At 35.0% G+C, this 20892-nt stretch carries 13 protein-coding genes; 12 read left to right on the forward strand and 1 reads right to left on the reverse strand.

The window, feature by feature from the left end; genetic code table 11:
• Window positions 1-162 precede the first annotated feature (162 nt).
• Entirely contained in the window at window positions 163-852 is a 690-nt protein-coding gene (locus AB3G33_RS02835) for an NUDIX domain-containing protein (protein WP_367755787.1), read from the reverse strand.
• A gap of 592 nt (window positions 853-1444) precedes the next feature.
• Between AB3G33_RS02835 and AB3G33_RS02840 the strand changes: the two genes are divergently transcribed.
• From AB3G33_RS02840 to AB3G33_RS02895, 12 genes are all read left to right on the forward strand, one after another.
• On the forward strand, window positions 1445-4492 hold the full coding sequence (locus tag AB3G33_RS02840) for a SusC/RagA family TonB-linked outer membrane protein (protein ID WP_367772457.1): 3048 nt from the start codon (window positions 1445-1447) through the stop codon (window positions 4490-4492).
• A 30-nt stretch (window positions 4493-4522) separates the two neighbouring features.
• A complete protein-coding gene (locus AB3G33_RS02845; protein ID WP_367772459.1) occupies window positions 4523-6085 on the forward strand; it encodes a RagB/SusD family nutrient uptake outer membrane protein in 1563 nt (520 codons plus the stop codon).
• An 89-nt stretch (window positions 6086-6174) separates the two neighbouring features.
• The gene (locus AB3G33_RS02850; RefSeq protein WP_367772461.1) at window positions 6175-7719 is read left to right on the forward strand and encodes an alpha-N-arabinofuranosidase; all 1545 of its coding nucleotides are present in this window, start codon (window positions 6175-6177) and stop codon (window positions 7717-7719) included.
• A gap of 11 nt (window positions 7720-7730) precedes the next feature.
• Window positions 7731-9344, forward strand: a complete 1614-nt coding sequence (locus tag AB3G33_RS02855) for an arabinan endo-1,5-alpha-L-arabinosidase (protein WP_367772463.1) — start codon at window positions 7731-7733, stop codon at window positions 9342-9344.
• 44 nt (window positions 9345-9388) lie between these two features.
• Entirely contained in the window at window positions 9389-10384 is a 996-nt protein-coding gene (locus AB3G33_RS02860; RefSeq protein WP_367772465.1) for a glycoside hydrolase family 43 protein, read from the forward strand.
• A 10-nt stretch (window positions 10385-10394) separates the two neighbouring features.
• Window positions 10395-11381, forward strand: a complete 987-nt coding sequence (locus AB3G33_RS02865; RefSeq protein WP_367772467.1) for an arabinan endo-1,5-alpha-L-arabinosidase — start codon at window positions 10395-10397, stop codon at window positions 11379-11381.
• Between the two features lie 20 nt (window positions 11382-11401).
• Entirely contained in the window at window positions 11402-13366 is a 1965-nt protein-coding gene (locus AB3G33_RS02870) for a glycoside hydrolase family 127 protein (protein WP_367772469.1), read from the forward strand.
• 86 nt (window positions 13367-13452) lie between these two features.
• Window positions 13453-15438, forward strand: coding sequence for an alpha-L-arabinofuranosidase C-terminal domain-containing protein (locus AB3G33_RS02875; protein ID WP_367772471.1), 1986 nt, complete (start codon window positions 13453-13455; stop codon window positions 15436-15438).
• A gap of 167 nt (window positions 15439-15605) precedes the next feature.
• Window positions 15606-17297, forward strand: coding sequence for a ribulokinase (locus AB3G33_RS02880; protein ID WP_367772473.1), 1692 nt, complete (start codon window positions 15606-15608; stop codon window positions 17295-17297).
• Window positions 17281-17982: an L-ribulose-5-phosphate 4-epimerase gene (locus AB3G33_RS02885; protein ID WP_367772475.1), complete on the forward strand. Its 702-nt coding sequence runs from the start codon at window positions 17281-17283 to the stop codon at window positions 17980-17982. Before AB3G33_RS02880 ends, AB3G33_RS02885 begins: the two co-directional genes overlap by 17 nt.
• Before the next feature lie 87 nt (window positions 17983-18069).
• Window positions 18070-19578: an L-arabinose isomerase gene (gene araA / locus AB3G33_RS02890; protein ID WP_367772477.1), complete on the forward strand. Its 1509-nt coding sequence runs from the start codon at window positions 18070-18072 to the stop codon at window positions 19576-19578.
• 21 nt (window positions 19579-19599) lie between these two features.
• Window positions 19600-20781 carry an aldose epimerase family protein gene (locus AB3G33_RS02895; protein ID WP_367772479.1) on the forward strand — a complete coding sequence of 394 codons (1182 nt, stop codon included), beginning with the start codon at window positions 19600-19602 and terminating at the stop codon, window positions 20779-20781.
• Window positions 20782-20892: the final 111 nt, after the last annotated feature.

The raw sequence follows: 20892 nt of genomic DNA on the forward strand, positions 1-20892 counted from the left end.
TAAATAGTTCTTAATTGATACCGAATAATCAAATCTCTTGAAATTGTAGTACGTCAAAGGCGATGGGATAAATTCTATATCTCACGATTTAACTATCCAAAAAAAAGGAAGCCTCAATAAAGAGACTTCCTTTTTTATTTTAAGTAACGAACTACTAAATTATTAAAGATTCAGTACAAAATCATTCAATAATTTCGCATCGTATTTTTCTTTGTCAAAAGTATACAGATACGACCCTTTTCTAGAAGACATCATATCTTTCTCCTCTAATTTTATCAAAATATCCAATGAATTTATTTTACTGATAAAATTCCTTTTATCCAGCTCTTTGCTTAAAATTGCTTCATACAATTCTAACAATTGACGCATCGTGAATTTTTCAGGCAAAAGTTCAAATCCTATTGGTTTAATCGAAGTTCTATAACGCAATCTTCTTATAGCATGTCGTAGCATCGAATCATGGTCAAAAATTAATTTTGGAGCATTCGAAACACTAAACCATTGTGCATGATAATTTTGAATCAACTCTGCATTATGATTTTCAATATTAATTAAAGCATAATAAGCTACTGAAATAGTTCTCTCGACAGGGTCACGATCAATATCACTATAAGCATGCAACTGCTCCATATAAATATCTTGAAGTCCCGTATAACTATTAAGGATTCTTAGTGCAGCAGCATCTAATACTTCTTCTTTTTTAAGAAAGCCTCCTATTAAAGACCACTTCCCTTTTTCTGGTTCAAAATCCCTCTTTATCAAAAGTATTTTTAAACCTTCATCATCAAAACCAAAAATGATACAATCTACTGCTAATAATACTTTGTCAGCAGAACTATAACTATTAAGCATACTCCTTTTTTAGGGTAAATATATAAACTTCCTCATCCGTTTCATAATTTATTAATGTGGTTTTTACACTTCGTAAATTATAAAGGGTAAATCACAGCTAAATTATGTTCGGAAATTGAGATAGTAGTTGTTTTAATTTTGGATATCGTTCTTATCATTAATAAAAGAAGGCCACTATCTTTTTTTTAAGTTAATTCAATTAATGAAGCACTTTATTACCGTTTTACCATTCCAAAATACCTGCGATTTGTTAAAAAAGGATGCTGTAATAAGCTTTTATTACACAATACTACCCTGATTTATAGTTAAAAACGCAAATAAATCCTGATTTTAATAATAATTATTCACTGCTGATTTTTTGATTAAATAATCGCTTTTTTAATGAAAACACTACCTTTTATATAAATAAATTGTAAAAACGTTATGGTTTTTTAAAAAAAATACAATTTTTAAATGTTGTTTTTACACTTAATTTGCAATATGTGTTTTTTTTCGATATTTTTTTTACCATATTAATTTGTTTTTATAGTTTTTTTTTAATTAAATTTACAAATGTAAAATATACACTTATAACTAACCAAAACAAATTAGAATGAAAACAAACCAACGATCATTTTTCTATTGCAATTTTGTATTGCCGAGAAAAGAATGGCTATTAGTAATAATAGTTATGTTATTTTCTTCTTATACTCTTTCTGCCCAAGAAGATAAGACTATAAAAGGGGTTGTCAAATCGGCAAAAGATGAAATGCCAATACCAGGAGTCAATGTTTTAGTAAAAGGAACCAATACCGTTACTGTTACAGGACTAGATGGGGAATATTCAATAAAAGCATCACCAAAAGCTATTCTTGTTTTTTCCTATTTAGGATATTCAAATCAAGAAGTTGCTGTGGGTAATAAATCGCAACTAAACATCGCATTAAGTGACAATTTAAATAAATTAGATGAAGTAGTTGTTATTGGGTATGGTACTCAAAAAAAATCAGACCTTACAGGATCTGTTAGTGTGGTAAACATGGATAATGCTAAGAAAACAGTAACTTATGATGCTGCAAAAATGCTTCAAGGTCAAGTAGCAGGAGTTACCATGCAAACCTCAGGAGAACCAGGTGGATTCGTTAACATTAAAATTAGAGGTATTAACTCTTTTAGTAACAACAATCCACTTTTTGTAATTGATGGTATGATTGTAGACAGTCCTTATGACTTTGCAACTGGTGAAATTGAATCTATGCAAGTTTTAAAAGACGCTTCTTCTGCTGCAATATATGGGGTTCGTGGTGCAAATGGAGTAATCATTATTACTACTAAAAAAGGAAAAGCAGGTAAATTTGACATTAAATACAAATCACTTGTTGGTTTTCAAAACGTAGCCAAAAAATGGGATCTTACTGATAGAGTAGGATATCAAAATATTACTAGTGCTGCAGAGGTTAATGCTGGATTAACTATTGCTCCAGGTAATGATCCTAGTAGCCCTTATTACATCAACAATGTAGATACAAACTGGCAAAATGCAGCTTTTAAAACTGGAATTATAGAAAACCATTCTCTTACTTTTAGTGGTGGTGCCGAAAGTTTAGGGTATAATATGAATGTGGACTATTTTAAAAATAGTAGCTATATCGATTCCCCACAAGATTATAAAAGAGTATCTACTACTTTGAATTTAACTGGTAAAAAAGGAAAATTTAAATACGGTTCAAAATTAGGATTTACACAATCAGGTAAAGAAAATTTTAACGAGTACAACGCTGGTGAATCTCCAATTAGTGATTTATTAGGTGCTATTCCTACAATGCCTGTTTATGATGCGAACCGTTTAGGTGGTTACGGTGGAACAACAAACTTAACACAAAGAGCTATTTCTATGAACGTTATTGGTTACAACAACTTGATAACTAATACTGGAAAAAGAAATCGTTTTATTGGAGATATTTGGGGAGAATATGAAATCGTTAAAGGTTTAAAATATAAAATTGACGCTAGTTTTGACAGACTGGATTGGCAAAATAGAAAATTCATCCCGCCAAGTGATTTAGGATGGTACTATCTTACTACAAATGATGAAGCTTCATTAGATGTTTCTACAGGAAGTCAATCAAGAACTTTCTTAAACAACTTACTTACTTACGAAAAAGAAATTGGCAAACATAAATTTGATGCTTTAGTAGGTTGGGTACAAGAACGTAGTGATAACTACAATCACTGGTCAAGAGGAGTTGGATATACTCCCGGAGAAATTAGCCATTTAGAATATGCTGATAACACTAGTGCTGGAGAATATGAAAACACAATTACTGGTGTATCGTATTTAAGCAGATTAAATTATGCGTATGATGACCGTTACTTGTTGCAAGCTAACTTTAGACAAGACAAAACTTCTCTTTTTAGTCAAAAATACAATAAAGGTAATTTTTACTCTTTCTCAGGAGCATGGAAAATCAGTAATGAAAAATTCATCCACTTGCCAGAATGGGTAAGCAATATTAAATTAAGAGGAGGTTACGGTATATTAGGTAACAACACAATCCCAACTTACTTTTTCGCAACTACTACCAATAGTTTTGCTGGTTATGATTTTAATAACGCATTGGCACCAGGAACAACAGTAGTAAGTGCTTTAGATCCAAATGTGCACTGGGAAGAAACAAGAACTACGAACGTCGCTCTTGAATTAGGATTACTTAATAATGACCTACAATTTACAGCTGAATATTATGTTAAAAAATCAACTGACCTTTTAATTGGAGTGCCATTACCGTTTTCAACTGGTGCCTTTCCTGCAAGTGTAACAACAAATGCAGGTGCAGTTAGAAACAATGGTTTAGAATTTTCAGCTACCTATAATAATGATCATAATGCTTTCAAATATAGTATCTCAGCTAACTTAGGTACTTTGAATAACAAAGTATTACAAATAGGTCTTGATGGAAACCCAATTTACGGTGCTGCTTCAAAAACAGAAGTAGGTAGATCAATAGGTGAAATTTACGCATACGAAACTGCTGGAATTTTTCAAAATGCTGCAGATCTGGCTGCATCACCAACACAAACTAATGCAGGAGTTGGAGATGTAAAATTCAAGGATGTAAACGGTGACGGAATGATTACTGATCTTGATAGAACGTACCAAGGAACTACAATTCCTAAATACAGTTATGGTTTTAACTTTAGTAGTTCATACAAAAACTGGGACTTCTCTATGTTTTGGCAAGGAAGCGGTGGAAACAAAGTGTTTGATGGAATGTATCGCAATTTAATGGCTGGACAATATGGTAACCATAGTATAGATGAATTAAATTACTGGACACCTACAAATACAAATACAAACGTTCCTCGTCCAATTATAGGTGATCCAAATGCAAACACAAGAGACTCTAATCGTTTCATCGAAAAAGGAGACTACATAAAATTGCAAACAATGCAAATTGGTTACGAAATTCCACTTAAAAATATAAGCTTTATTCAAAAAGCAAAATTATTTGTAAACGGTCAAAATTTATTAATAATCAGCAAATACAGAGGATATGACCCTGATTTTAATAGCAATGATGGTTTGTTCTCAAGAGGATACGATGGTGGTTCATTCCCAAATCCTAGAACTTTTTCTTTAGGACTTGAAGTGAATTTTTAAAAATAACCAAACAATTTAAAACGAATCAAAATGAAATATAAAATATTTAATTACCTAACTGTTTTCTTCTCAATAGCAGTCGTAACAACGAGTTGCGTGAATGATGAAGATTTAATTCAAGTTGACCCGAACAACAATGCGGTAGATTCTTTCTGGAAAACGGATCAGGATGCTATCCAAGGTGTAAATGCTGCTTATGGTAGTTTGTTAACTGATGGAACGTACATGAGAAGTACTCCTTTATTATTAGACTTAAAAGGAGATGACACAAGAAGTAACAGTCCTTGGGATGCCATGTACAATGTTGGGCGTTTCAACTCTAATGTATCAAATTCAGCAATTTATGGTTGGGCTTACGAAACGTATTACCAAGGTATTTATCGTGCGAATCAAGTACTTACGAATGTTCCAGCTATTGAAATGGCAGATGCAGGACTTAAAAACAGAATTTTAGGTCAAGCCTATTTCTTAAGAGGATTGTATTTGTTTCATGCCGTAAACATGTTTAAAAACGTACCATTACCTACAGACATTGCTGTTTATTATCCACAAAAAACGCAAGAAGATGGATGGGCACAAGTAATTGCCGACTTTAAAGCAGCTGCAGATTTGTTACCAACAACTTATGATAATGTTACAGGATTAGATGCAGGTCAAAAAGGACGTGCTACAAAAGGAGCTGCTTTAGGATATTTAGGAAAAGCCTACTTATTTACTAAAGATTTTGCCAATGCTAAAATTGCATTTAAACAAGTAATCGATTTAGGCGTTTATTCATTAGTCTCTAACTACCGTGATAATTTTACAGACAGTAATGAAAACAATTCGGAGTCATTATTTGAAGTACAGTTTAGTAGAGATGCAGGTGGAGTTGACTTAGGTTGGGGTGGTGCTCCTGCTTCTGGATGGGGAAAAACATCTGCTAGAGCAATTACTTATGGACCAAGAGCATTTGGATGGACAGATGTTCAGCCAACAAGAACATTGTTTGATGAATTTCATGAAGAAACAACCACTACTGGTGGTGTAGATCCACGATTGGATGCTACAATGTTCTATAACAAACCTGGTGGAATGCAATTGTACGGACAAGATTTCGCCACTTTTTATGCAGCAAACCCTGGAGATTTGAATGATTTGTTTTGTAGAAAATATGAAAATTCAGATGGAAACTATGCTAATGAATACGACTGGCGTTCAGGAATCAACGAGCGTTTGTTACGTTATGCTGATATCTTGTTAATGTATGCTGAAACTTTAAACGAGACTGGCGATACTCCAGGTGCTTATACTTATATTCAAATGGTTAGAACTAGAGCTGGATTACCTAATTTGGCTACAGCAAAACCCGGATTATCACAAGCAGGTATGAGAGACCAAATAGGTCACGAAAGATTCTTAGAGTTCCCTCTTGAAGGACACCGTTTTGATGATATTCGCCGTTGGGGTTGGTTGCAAGATCCCGTAAAGCTTGCTTGGTTAAAATCAAGAGATGTTGAATTTAATTCTTACGCATCAGGAAGAGAATATTTCCCAATACCACAATTAGAAATGGATAACAATCCTGGTACCGTTCAAAATGATGGGTATTAATACAATTTGATTGAATTAGTTAGAAATTTTAATATCACATGCTAGGCCTTAAAAAAGTTTACCATGTGATATTATTACTTAAATAAAATATGAAAAAAGCGTTATTATTATTAGTTTTTATTTTTTGTAACCAAAGTATTTTTTCTCAAAAAGAGACTACCGTGCTTACTATAAAAAGTAATGAAAGTGCACCTACTATCAACAAAAACATCTACGGCCATTTTGCCGAGCATTTAGGACGTTCTATCTACGGAGGTTTTTTTGTGGGTGACACATCCAAAATTCCAAATACAAATGGAGTACGAAATGACATTGTTGAAGCACTAAAAAAATTAAAAATCCCTAATTTAAGATGGCCAGGTGGTTGCTTTGCGGATACTTACCACTGGAAAGATGGTATTGGACCAAAAGAAGAAAGACCAACAATGGTAAACAAATGGTGGGGAGGAACAACTGAAGACAATAGTTTTGGAACCCATGATTTTTTAAACCTATGTGAATTACTAGGAGCAGAACCTTACTTATCCGGAAATGTAGGAAGCGGAACTGTGCAAGAACTTTCAGACTGGGTACAATATGCCAACTTTGGAGGTAAAAGCCCAATGAGTGATTTACGTAAAAAAAATGGTCGAATAGAACCTTGGAAAGTAAAAATTTGGGGAATTGGTAATGAAGCTTGGGGTTGCGGTGGCAATATGACACCTGATTATTATGCTGGAGAATACCGTAAATATGCCACTTTCATGTCTGATTGGGAAAACACTGGTGGCTTGATGCGTATAGCATCTGGTGCAAGTGATGCCGACTATAACTGGACTGAAACTTTGATGAAAAATATCCCAGCAAACATGTTGGGTGGTGTAGCAATGCATCATTACTCAGTGATTGAATGGAATAAAAAAGGAGATGCAGTTGATTTTACCGAAGGGCAATATTTCACAACAATGAAAGAAGCCATAAAAATGGATGAATTGATCGTTAAACATGGGGCTATCATGGATAAATACGATCCAGAGAAAAAAATTGCTTTGGTTGTAGATGAATGGGGCGGTTGGTACGATGTGGAAAAAGGAACTAATCCTGGATTTTTATACCAACAAAATACTATGAGAGATGCGGTTCTAGCAGGAGCTACTCTTAATATTTTCAACAACCATGCGGATCGTGTTCGAATGGCAAACCTAGCACAATGTGTAAATGTTTTACAAGCTGTTATCCTTACAGATAAAGCCAAAATGATTTTAACACCAACCTATCATGTGATGCAAATGTACAGTGTACATCAAGATGCAAAACTATTACCAATAACTTTAAATTCTCCACTGTATACCTATAATGGCGAATCGCTTCCTGCTTTATCGGCTTCGGCTTCAAAAGATAAAAACGGATTAGTTCATATTTCATTGGTAAACGTAGACACTAAGAAAGATCATAAAATAGAAATTGATCTAAACGAACTTGGAATCAAAGCAATTTCTGGAAACATATTATCATCATCAAAATTGCAGGATTACAATTCTTTTGATAATCCAAACAAAATACAACCAGTAGTTTACAAAGGATTTGACGTGAAAAAAGGAAAGTTATCTATTGTGGTCCCTCCTTTTTCTGTAATAATGTTAGAAAGTAAATAAAAAAGGATACAATGAAAAAATTTAATTCTATTTTAAAATTAGTCCCATCACTAGTACTGTTGCTGGTTGTGGCTTCTACCAGTAGTTGCTCAAGTAGTGATGCCCCTACTCCAGATCCAACTCCTACACCAACTCCCACTCCCACTCCAGTTACCTTTCCAGGACCAAGCTATGCAGATAATTATACGTCTATAGCCGCTTGGGGAACTAATTCACAATGGAATTTAGCCAATGTTCACGACCCTACAGTAGAGAAATGTGGCGATTATTACTATATGTATCAAACGGATGCATCCTATGGAAACGCTACTGATGGACACGGTCATTTTTTTTATAGAAGATCTAAAGATCTTGTCAATTGGGAATTCATGGGGTCTTCGATGACTACTGCTCCTACTTGGGTTTTGGATTCTGTAAATAACAAAAGAGCTAGAATGAATCCAGTTTTGCCTCCAATTACAAGTCCTAACTACGGTTTTTGGGCACCTTGTGTGAGAAAAGTAGGTAACAAGTATCGTATGTACTATAGCATAGTAGTTGATAATCCAATAATTGGTTCTGATTTTACCTACTCATGGAGTGAAAGAGCATTTATTGGACTGGCTGAAACCGACGATTTGGCTTCGAATGTTTGGGTAGATAAAGGGATGGTTGTATGCTCAGAACCAGACGGATTAAAACCGTATTCCTTTACGGGTGCTAGAAATTGGGAAGATGCCTATTTCAAGTTCAATGCAATTGACCCAAGTTTTATTGAAACTCCTGCAGGAGAACAGTATTTAATTTATGGTTCATGGCATTCGGGTATTGCTGCCTTAAAATTAGACCCAACAACAGGGAAGCCATACCAATTAAAAACTTTAAGCGATTATGGAACCCGTATCGCTAGTCGTAGTGCAATTAGTCGTTGGCAAGGTTCCGAAGGACCAGAAATTATATACAATACAGACACCCAATATTATTATTTATTTATGGCGTATGACGGACTAGATGTACCGTACAATACTCGTGTCGCTCGATCAAAAAACATCACAGGTCCTTATCTAGGAATAAACGGAGCCAATGTTACAAACGGAGCCGATTGTTGGCCGATGCTAACACATCCTTACGGTTTTAACAATCATACGGGCTGGGTTGGAATTTCACATTGCGCCATTTTCCAAAACCCAGATACAAAACAATGGTTTTATGCCTCACAAGCGCGTTTACCAGAAGGTGTTCCTGGAATTAATGTTTCAAATGCAATAATGATGGGACATGTACGAGAAATTCAGTGGTCGGAAGATGGATGGCCAGTAATAGCACCTGAGCGCTATGCTGCAGTACCAAAAACTACATTAACCGAAAGCTCTTTTATAGGTCAATGGGAACAAATCACAATGAATTACCAATACAAAGTCATTCAAAAATCGGTTACTATATACTTAACAGCCGATAAAAAAGTGAGCGGTGGACTTACCGGAACTTGGTCTTATGACAGCACAAACGCAGTACTTACCGTAAACGGAATAAAATGTAAAGTTAGTGATGCTTGGGATTGGGAAAGTGCCACACGAAAAGTAACAATAACTTACTCCGGACTTACGACAGCAGGATTACCTGTTTGGGGTAAAAAAACAAACTAATTTATTCCTTCTTATTATAAGATTGAATAAAAATAAAACATAAAATGAAAAATATATTTTTAATCCTATGTACTGTTGTACTATTCTCCTCTTGTAAAGCAATAAAAATAGATAAAAATAACGCTTCCGCAAATGGAGAAATAAACAGTGGTACAACAACCTTTAACAATCCAATCATAAAAGGAAAGTATACTGGTGATCCAGCTGCGCTTGTTTACAAAGACAAAGTGTACTTGTACGCTGGCCATGATGAAGCACCAAATGATTTCAATTTTTATAAAATGAACGAATGGCTGGTTTATTCCTCATCCGATATGATTCATTGGGAGGAACATCCAGTACCTCTTAAAGTAACTGATTTTGCTTGGGCAAGCTCTGATGCTTGGGCGGCACAAGTTATTGAACGCAACGGTAAATTTTATTGGTATGTTACTGTTTCTCATGGAGCCATCAACGGGAAAGCCATTGGAGTTGCAGTTTCGGATAGTCCAACAGGTCCTTTTAAAGATGCATTAGGAAAAGCTCTTGTTACTAATGACATGACCACACAAACCAAGATTGATTGGGATGATATTGATCCAACGGTTATGATTGATGATGATGGACAAGCCTATTTATTTTGGGGAAACTCAGTTTGTCATTATGCTAAATTAAAAGAAAACATGCTCGAATTAGATGGCCCAATTAAAACCATCTCCTTACCAAATTACACTGAGGCGCCTTGGATTCACAAGAAAAAAGATTGGTATTATTTATCTTATGCATATCAATTTCCCGAAAAGATAGCTTATGCAATGAGTAAATCAATCAATGGTCCATGGGAATACAAAGGCATTTTGAATGAAATCGCTGGAAATTCAAATACCAATCACCAAGCTATAATTGAATTTAAGGGAAAAGACTATTTCATCTATCACAATGGAGCTACTCAGCCAGACGGCGGAAGTTTTAGAAGATCCGTTTGCATCGATCGATTGTATTACAACGAAAATGGCACAATGAAACGAGTAATTATGACTTCAGAAGGAATTCAAAAATAAAATAAGTATAATGAAAATACATAAAAAAATACAATTCTTACTTTTACTAATAATCGCTACTAGTTCATCATGGGCGCAAGATATTACGGTTCATGATCCAGTGATTATTAAACAAAAAGATACTTACTATATCTACTGTACAGGACAAGGTATCAGTGTTTTTAGTTCTAAAGATTTAAAAAAATGGAAACCAGAACCAGCAATATTTAATGAAAAACCAACCTGGGTGGATGCAGTTGTACCTGATTTTAACAATCACATCTGGGCACCAGATATTTCTTTCCACAACAATACTTATTACTTGTATTATTCGGTTTCTGCTTTCGCAAAAAATACTTCGGCAATTGCGGTAACAACCAATACTACTTTGGATCCAAAAGACCCTGCTTACAAATGGGTCGATCAAGGAATTGTGATTCAATCCATCCCAAATCGTGATTTGTGGAACGCCATAGATCCCAACTTGACATTTGATGAAAACAATGTTCCATGGTTGGCTTTTGGCTCTTTTTGGAATGGCTTGAAAATGGTAAAATTAAATCCTGATTTAAAATCAATTGCTCAACCTCAAGAATGGTACACCATTGCAAAACGCAAAAGAACATTTGAACTAGCTGACACTGATCCTGGCGATGGCGCACTTGAAGCTCCTTTTATTTTCAAAAAGAACGGGTATTATTACCAATTTCTTTCTTGGGATTTGTGCTGTCGAGGAGAAAAAAGCACCTACAAAGTAGTGGTAGGAAGATCCAAAAACATTACCGGACCTTATGTTGATAAAGAGGGAAAAGCATTAAACGAAGGCGGAGGAACGCTACTTATTCAAGGCAATGAAAACTATTATGGTGCAGGACACAACGGCGCTTATACTATGGATGGAAAAGATTATATCATTTTTCACGCCTATGATGTCAAACAAAAAGGAAGACCTGTCTTAAAAATAAAACAAATGCAGTGGGACAATGCGCTTTGGCCTATTGTGGACCCACTGAATTAATAAAATAAATAGCAGTTAAAATGACATTCAAAAAAACAATAATAGTAGTCGCCAGTTTAGCAATGACCATTTCTGGACAGGCACAACAACCAATCAAAAAAACAACTGCTTCAACTTTAGGTTATTCAATTACACCTGTCAATATTCAGAATGTAAAACTTACTGATAATTTTTGGTTACCCATTATAAAAAAGGTTCAAGAAAAAACAATTGAGTATGCGATTCAAAAATGTGAGGAAGAAGGTCGCATGGATAACTTTTTGATCGCAGGTGGTATAATGACAGGAGAGGTAAAAGGTCAAATGCCTTTTGACGATACCGATGTCTACAAAATTATCGAAGGAGCATCAAACACCTTGATTAGTGAACCCAACCCAAAACTAAGTACATTATTAGATTCCCTTATTGGTATTATAAAAGTAGGTCAAGAAAAAGATGGTTATTTAACCACTTGGAGAACAATAAATCCAGCGAAACCACCAGCAACTTGGGTTCCTGTTATCGAGGGAAAGCGTTGGGAATCGTTGCAAATCAGTCATGAATTATATAATTCGGGCCATATGTTTGAAGCTGCAGTAGTACATTATGAAGCGACTGGAAAAAGAAACTTCCTAGATATTGCGATAAAAAATGCCGACTTATTGGTTAAAACTTTTGGTGATAATGCCAATCAAGTTCATGGAGTTCCGGGACATCAAATTGTAGAAACAGGATTGGTGAAACTATATCAAATTACAAAAAACAAAGCCTATTTAAATTTGGCTAAATACTTTTTAGATAATAGAGGCAACCCAAAAAATCATGCTTTATATGGAGCCTACTCCCAAGATGATATCCCTGTAATCCAACAAAAGGAAGCAGTGGGTCATGCTGTAAGAGCCGTTTATATGTATGCTGGAATGACCGATATTGCTGCGATCGAGAATGACAAAGAATACCTTAATGCAGTGAATGCTTTGTGGACAAACATGGTCAACAAAAAAATGTACATCACTGGTGGAATTGGTGCCATACATGATGGAGAAGCTTTTGGTGCAAACTATGAATTACCGAACCTTACGGCTTATAATGAAACTTGTGCTGCTATTGGTGATGTGTACTGGAACCATAGATTACACAATCTAACTGGAAGTTCTGATTATTATAATGTTATTGAACGCACTTTGTATAATGGCTTAATTTCTGGAATTTCATTAGACGGAAAACAATTTTTCTATCCTAATGCACTAGAATCAGATGGAGTTTATAAAAACAACAGAGGCTCTTGCACTCGTCAATCATGGTTTGATTGTTCTTGTTGCCCAACAAATTTAATTCGTTTTATTCCTTCAATTCCGGGATTAATTTATTCGACAAGCAAAGAGGTACTGTATGTGAACTTATATGCTTCAAATAATGCAAAAATTACATTAGATAAAACTGAATTAGAGATTGCTCAACAAACCAATTATCCTTGGGATGGTAAAGTTGCAGTTACTGTTTCACCAAAAAAAGAAAGTGAATTCACTATAAAATTAAGAATACCAGGTTGGGCAACTAACCAAGTATTACCTGGAGATTTATACAGTTATAAAAATGTTTCATCTGCAAAAACAACCGTTTCTATAAACGGAAAACCAATAAATTACCAAGTAGATAAAGGATATATTACCATTACTCGTAAATGGAAAAAAGGCGAAAAAATAACCCTTAATTTTCCTATGGAAGTAAAGGAGGTAGTGACTAATAGTAAAGTAGAAAGTAATATTGGAAAAGTAGCATTAGAATATGGTCCAATAGTGTATGCGATTGAAGAAATTGACAATGCAACTGCATTCGATAAAATTACTGTCGATGCCAATGACAGCTTCAAAGTTCAAAAAGAAAATAACCTTCTAGATGGGGTGAATACGATTCAAAATAAAAGATTAAAAGCCATTCCTTATTATTCCTGGTCTAATAGAGGCGTTGGTAAAATGAAAGTTTGGATTGATTATAAAGAATAAAGCAATATCCATAGAGAAAATAAACAAATCATTAAAGTTTAAATTAACCCACAACTTTAAACTTTAAACCTTAAACAAATGTAAAAATGAAACCAAATTTAATTACCAAAATTACGCTATGCGGGCTTTTACTTAACGGCTTTTATGGTCAAGCCCAAAAGACGACGCTTGAGGTGAACACCACAAATACTGTTACTAAAATTCAACCTACAATGTACGGTGTGTTTTTTGAAGACATCAACTTTGCTGCCGATGGAGGTCTTTATGCCGAAATGATCAAAAACCGTTCATTTGAATTCGACACGCCACTTATGGGATGGGAACAACCCAACAGTGACACTCATTCATTCAATAACGAATCAGGAATTGCAACCACTATTAAGGCATTAGAAAACAAAACAAACCCTAGTTTTTGTAGAGTTCTGGTAAAAAATGACAAAGGATTTGAAATGATCAATGTTGGATTCAGAGGAATGGGGATTAAGAAGGATGCAAAATACAATCTTTCTTTAAAAGCAGCCAATCACAATGGTGCTATTAAAAAAATCATAATCCAATTTATTGATAAAGACAAAAAAGTATTAGGCGAAACTAGCATTGTTCCTACATCAAACGATTGGAAAGGATATTCAGCACAATTAACCGCTACTCAAACCGAAGCCAAAGCACAACTGAAAATTACGTTTGAAGGAACAGGTACTATTGATTTAGACATGATTTCGGTATTCCCGGAAGACACTTGGATGCATCGAAAAAACGGAATGCGTAAAGACATCGTTCAGTTACTTTATGATATGAAACCAGGATTTCTAAGATTCCCAGGAGGTTGTATTGTAGAAGGTAGAACTTTGGCACAGCGCTACCAATGGAAAAAAACAGTGGGTGATGTAGAGAAAAGAGAAACATTAATTAACCGTTGGAATACCGAATTTGAACACAAACCAGCACCCGATTATTTCCAAACTTTCGGATTGGGATTTTTCGAATATTTCCAACTTGCCGAAGATTTGGGAGCACAACCCTTACCTATTTTAAGTTGTGGAATGGCTTGTCAATTTAATACGGGCGAGTTGGTTCCTATGGAAGAATTAGATCCTTATGTTCAAGATGCTTTGGATTTGATCCAATTTGCCAATGGTAGTGTTGAAACTCCTTGGGGTAAAGTTCGTTCAGATATGGGACATCCAAAACCATTTAATTTAAAATTCATTGGTGTAGGTAACGAACAATGGGGACCAGATTATATTGCTAGATACAAAGTTTTTGAAAAAGCGATTAAAGACCAATACCCAAATATGACAATTGTCTCAGGTGCAGGTCCATTTCCAGAAGGAGATTATTTTGACTACGGAATGGAAGAGTTAAAGAAATTAAATGCCGAAATTGTAGATGAGCATTATTATAAAAACCCACAATGGTTTAGAGAAAACGCTACTCGTTACGACAATTATGATCGAAAAGGACCTAAGATTTTCGCAGGAGAATATGCTGCACAAAGTGTTGCTATTGCAAGTCCTGACAATAAAAACAATTGGGAATGTGCTTTTTCTGAAGCGGCTTTCATGACTGGATTAGAAAGAAATGCCGAAGTAGTCAACCTAACTTCATATGCTCCATTAATGGCACACGAAGAAGCTTGGCAATGGACACCAGATTTACTTTGGTTCAATAATTTAGAAGCCTACGGATCTGCTAATTATTATGTTCAAAAATTATTTGCAACCAATAGAGGAACCGATTTAATCAACATAACCAAAGAAGGAAAAGCAGTGACAGGACAAAATCATTTGTTTGCCTCTGCTGTAAAAGACGTGGTGAGTAAAGACGTAATTGTAAAATTAGTCAACACTTCGTCTTCAGCACAAGTAGTTAATATTGATTTAAAAGGAAGCAAATTATCGTCTAAAGGAACATTGACTACCCTTACTAGTGCAAACTTAGAAGATGAGAACTCTTTTGCCAATCCTAAAAAAATTAGCCCAACAGAAAGCGAAATTAAAGTGAAAAATAACAAAGCAATAACAAGTCTACCACCCTATTCTGTTACTGTTTTAAAAATTAAAATGAAGTAATCGTAACAAAATAAAAGTGAATTATACATTTATTAGCTAATACTTTCATAAACAACAGTTTTTATGTCATTTTAATAAAAATTAGAACCCTTAATTAAATTAAGTGTTTTTTATACACTTATAATTTATTTATACTATATTTGTCATTACAATTTAAAGAATCTAGAATGAAAAATTATGTTATTGGATTAGATTACGGAACAGACTCTGTTCGAGCGGTCTTAATAGATACAGAAAACGGACAAGAAATAGCATCTAATGTTTGTCATTATTCCCGTTGGAAAAACAAAGAATATTGCAATGCATCTATCAATCAGTTTCGCCAACATCCACTAGATCATATCGAAGGTCTAGAGGCTACAATAAAATATGTTGTTCAAACTAGTAATGTAGATCCTTCATTAATACGAAGCATTTGTATTGATACTACAGGATCATCTCCAGTACCCGTTACCGAAGATGGAACACCACTAGCTTTGACCAAAGGATTTGAACACAATCCGAATGCCATGATGGTATTATGGAAAGATCATACTTCAATAAACGAAGCCAACGAAATCAACGAATTATCAGCTAGCTGGGGTGGAGAAAACGTTACCAAATATGTGGGAGGAATCTATTCATCAGAATGGTTTTGGGCAAAAATTCTACACATTGCACGACAAGATGAAGCCGTAAAAAATGCCGCTTACACTTGGATGGAACATTGTGATTTAATGACCTATTTATTGATTGATAATAAAGACTTAAAATCATTTAAAAGAAGTCGTTGCGCTGCAGGACATAAAGCAATGTGGCATGAAGACTGGAATGGATTGCCACCTGAGGAATTCTTAGGGCAATTGCATCCTTACCTAGCCGCTCTTCGTGGAAGATTATATGATGAAACGTATACATCAGATATTGTAGCTGGAAAATTAAGCCAAGACTGGGCCACTAAACTTGGACTTACAACGGATACAGTAATTGCGGTTGGAACATTTGATGCACACTCTGGGGCGGTAGGAGCAAAAATTGAAGAAAACACTTTGGTTCGCGTAATGGGAACCTCAACTTGTGATATTTTAGTAGCTTCAGAAGAAGCAGTTGGAACTAAAACAGTACGTGGAATTTGTGGTCAAGTACATGGTTCAGTAATTCCAGGTTATGTAGGTCTTGAGGCAGGTCAATCTGCATTTGGAGATTTATTAGCTTGGTACAAAGAACTATTATTATGGCCCACCGATAATTTAATTGCTACTTCTACCCTTTTGACTGCGGAACAAAAAGAAAAACTACAAGAAGAAATTAGCGATAATCTAATTATAAAATTAACAGAAGAAGCAGAGAAAATTCCTGTTTCCGAAAGTATTCCAATAGCATTAGACTGGATCAACGGAAGAAGAACTCCAGATGCCAATCAAGAAATCAAAAGCGCCATTTCTAATTTATCATTAGGGACTAAAGCACCTCATTTATTTAAGTCATTAGTAAATGCAATTTGTTTTGGATCAAAGAAGATTGTAGATCGTTTTGAAGAAGAAGGGGTAAAAATCGACACTGTTATCGGAATTGGTGGTGTTGCTAGAAAATCGCCTTTTATCATGCAAACTTTGGCCAATGTATTGAACAAACCAATAAAAGTAGCTGCATCTGATCAAGCACCAGCACTTGGAGCTGCTATATATGCAGCCGTTGCAGCAGGAATTTACGATAACGTAATTGAAGCCAGCAAAAAAATGGGAAGTGATTTTGAAAGCGAATATTTTCCTCAATTAGATAAAGTTGCTGCTTATAATAAATTGCTTTTGGGTTACGAACAACTGAGCTTTTTTGCAGATCCATCACTTAAAAAATTACAAGATGAGCTCTATGTATAACGATTTAAAACAAGAATGCTACGAAGCAAACATGCAACTAAATGCGTTGAATTTAGTAGTATATACTTTTGGAAATGTTAGTGCTGTAGATAGAAAAAACGGTGTTTTTGCCATAAAACCAAGTGGCGTTCCTTATGAAGATTTGAAACCTGAGGATATTGTTATCGTTGATTTTGACAATAATATCATTGAAGGAAACATGCGTCCGTCATCGGATACTAAAACACATGCCTATTTATATAAAAATTGGCCTAATATAGGTGGTGTAGCACACACGCACGCTACATATTCTGTGGCTTGGGCGCAAGCGCAAAGAGACATTCCGATTTTTGGAACTACACATGCAGATCACTTAACTTCTGATATTCCTTGTGCGGCTCCTATGGCTGACTCCCTTATCGAAGGAAATTATGAGCACAATACTGGAATTCAGATTTTGGATTGTTTCAAAGAAAAAAATCTTTCTTATGAGGAAGTAGAAATGATTTTAATAGGAAATCATGGCCCATTTGCCTGGGGCAAGAACGCAGCAAAAGCAGTATATAATAGTAAAGTATTGGAAGTGGTTGCCGAAATGGCCCATCTTACATTACTAATAAATCCTAATGCTCCAAGATTGAAAGATTCGTTAATAAAGAAACATTACGAACGCAAACACGGAAAAGATTCGTATTACGGACAATAGTCAAATCGTTTATTTGTTGAATCGTTTAATCCATTCAACAAATAAACAGTTAAAAAAACAAACAGTTAAACGATTAAACAAAAAGAAATGATAGATATATCTCAAAAAGAAATTTGGTTTGTAGTAGGAAGCCAAGAATTATACGGTGAAGAAACACTACGAAAAGTAGCTGAACATTCGCAACACATTGCAAAAGGTTTAGATGCTTCATCACTTGTTCCTCTGAAAATTGTTTACAAAGATGTGGTAAAATCACCAGCTCAAATTACAAATGTATGTTTAGAAGCCAATTCTAATAAAAACTGTATTGGTATCGTGGCTTGGATGCATACCTTCTCCCCAGCCAAAATGTGGATTGGTGGTTTAAGTATTCTTAAAAAACCTATCTGCCATTTACACACACAATACAACGCCGAAATTCCTTGGGGTTCAATAGACATGGACTTTATGAACTTAAATCAATCAGCTCATGGAGACAGAGAGTTTGGTTTTATCATGTCTAGAATGCGCAAAAAACGTAAGGTAATTGTAGGACACTGGGAAGACGAACGTGTTCAGAAAAAAATAGGGAACTGGACAAGAGTAGCTTTGGGTTGGGATGAATTACAAAATTTAAAAGTAGCTCGTATTGGTGACAATATGCGTGAAGTTGCCGTTACCGAAGGAGACAAAGTAGAAGCTCAAATTCGTTTTGGCGTTTCAGTAAATGGTTATGATTCATCTGATGTGACTAAACATATCGAAAAAATTACAGACCAACAATTAAACGATTTATTAGCTGTTTACGAAGCTTCTTATAATCTAACTCCATCATTAAAAGAAGGTGGCGCACAAAGACAATCACTTGTTGATGCGGCAAAAATCGAATTAGGATTAAGAGCATTCTTAGAAGAAGGTGGGTTTGGAGCATTCACAGATACCTTTGAAAATCTAGGTGCATGGAAACAACTTCCAGGAATCGCAACCCAACGTTTAATGGCGGATGGATATGGATTTGGTGGGGAAGGAGACTGGAAAACAGCAGCAATGGTTAGAGTTTTAAAAGTAATGAACGTAGGTTTAGAAGGCGGTACATCATTCATGGAAGATTACACCTACCATTTTACTCCTCAAAAATCGTATGTATTAGGATCACACATGCTTGAAATTTGCCCTTCAATTGCTGATGGAAAACCTTCTTGCGAAGTACACCCATTAGGAATAGGTGGAAAAGAAGACCCAGCACGTTTGGTATTTAATTCACCAGCTGGTGAAGCGATCAACGTATCTTTAGTAGATATGGGAACTCGTTTTAGATTGATTGTAAATGAAGTTATTGCGGTTAGACCAATGGCTGATTTACCTAAGCTTCCTGTAGCAAGAGTATTATGGGATTGTAAACCCAACTTAGATATAGCAGCTACAGCATGGATTCTAGCAGGTGGAGCACACCATACTGTATATAGCCAAGCAGTAACTACGGAATTTATGGAAGATTTTGCCGATATTGCAGGCATCGAATTGCTTGTTATCGATGATAAAACAACAATCCGTGAGTTTAAAGACACAATAAATGCCAATGAAGCATATTATCATTTGTTCCAACATGGAATGTAATTTCTAAAAAAACCTAAAGTTATGAATATAGTAAAACGTTGTATTTATGGATTTTCCATAGTAAGTTTGGCCTGTATGAATGTTCAATGTAAAGGCGATAAAAAAATGGAAGAAACTACCGTTGACACAAAAGTTACGGATTCCGTATCTATAGTAAAATCAGAATATGGAACTACACCAAAAGGGGAAAAAGTAGATCAATATACACTTACTAATCAAAAAGGGATGGAAGTAAAAATCATCACTTTTGGAGGTATTATCTCTTCTATGAAAGTACCTAACAAAGAAGGAAAATCAGAAGAAGTGGTAATTGGTTTCAATTCATTGGACCAATACATGAAAGACAATCCTTATTTTGGAGCACTTATTGGACGATATGGAAACCGAATTGCGAAAGGTAAATTTACCCTAGACGGAAAAGAATATTCGTTGGCTATTAACAATGCACCAAATGCATTACATGGTGGACCAGAAGGTTTTCATAGAGTTATTTGGACTGCAGAAGAAGCAAAATCAGGCGATAGCGCTGCTTTAAAATTGAAGTATGTAAGTAAAGATATGGAAGAAGGTTATCCAGGAAACTTGACTGTTTTTGTAACCTACACCTTGAATAATGACAATTCATTAGACATTCTTTATGAGGCAACAACCGATAAGAAAACCGTGGTAAACTTAACAAACCATTCTTATTTTAATTTATCATCTGATTTTTCTAAACCTATTTTAGATCATGAAATTACGATTGATGCAGATAAATTAGTTCCTGTTGCAGCAACACTTATTCCTACTGGTCAATTGACAGATGTGACTAATACCCCTTTCGATTTTAGAAAACCTAAAAAGATTGGAGCTGAAATTGAAGCCAAAAACGAACAATTGAAAAACGGATTGGGTTATGACCATTGCTGGGTACTTAATAATCAAGACAAAGGAGAACGTTTTGCAGCTTCGGCATATGATGCAGGAAGCGGAAGATTGCTTGAAGTATTCACAGATCAACCTGGTATTCAATTTTATTCAGGTAACTTCCTAGACGGGACTTTGCCAATGAGAAATGGAGGAACTTATGCACGTAGAACTGGTTTTTGTTTAGAAACACAACATTATCCAGATTCTCCAAATCAAAAAGATTTTCCTACTACAGTATTAAACCCTGGAGAAAATTACAAAACACAAACAACGTTTAAGTTTTCAGTAAAATAATTGAAATAGAAATACTAACTATTATAGATTAATTTTCTATACCTATAAATAAGTTAAGTGGTTTTGGTTTAAATATGGAACTAGTTAGTAACCCCAGAAGTAGTACTTCTG

The organism is Flavobacterium sp. WC2421 (assembly GCF_040822115.1).
In the GTDB taxonomy this organism is placed as follows: Bacteria; Bacteroidota; Bacteroidia; order Flavobacteriales; family Flavobacteriaceae; genus Flavobacterium.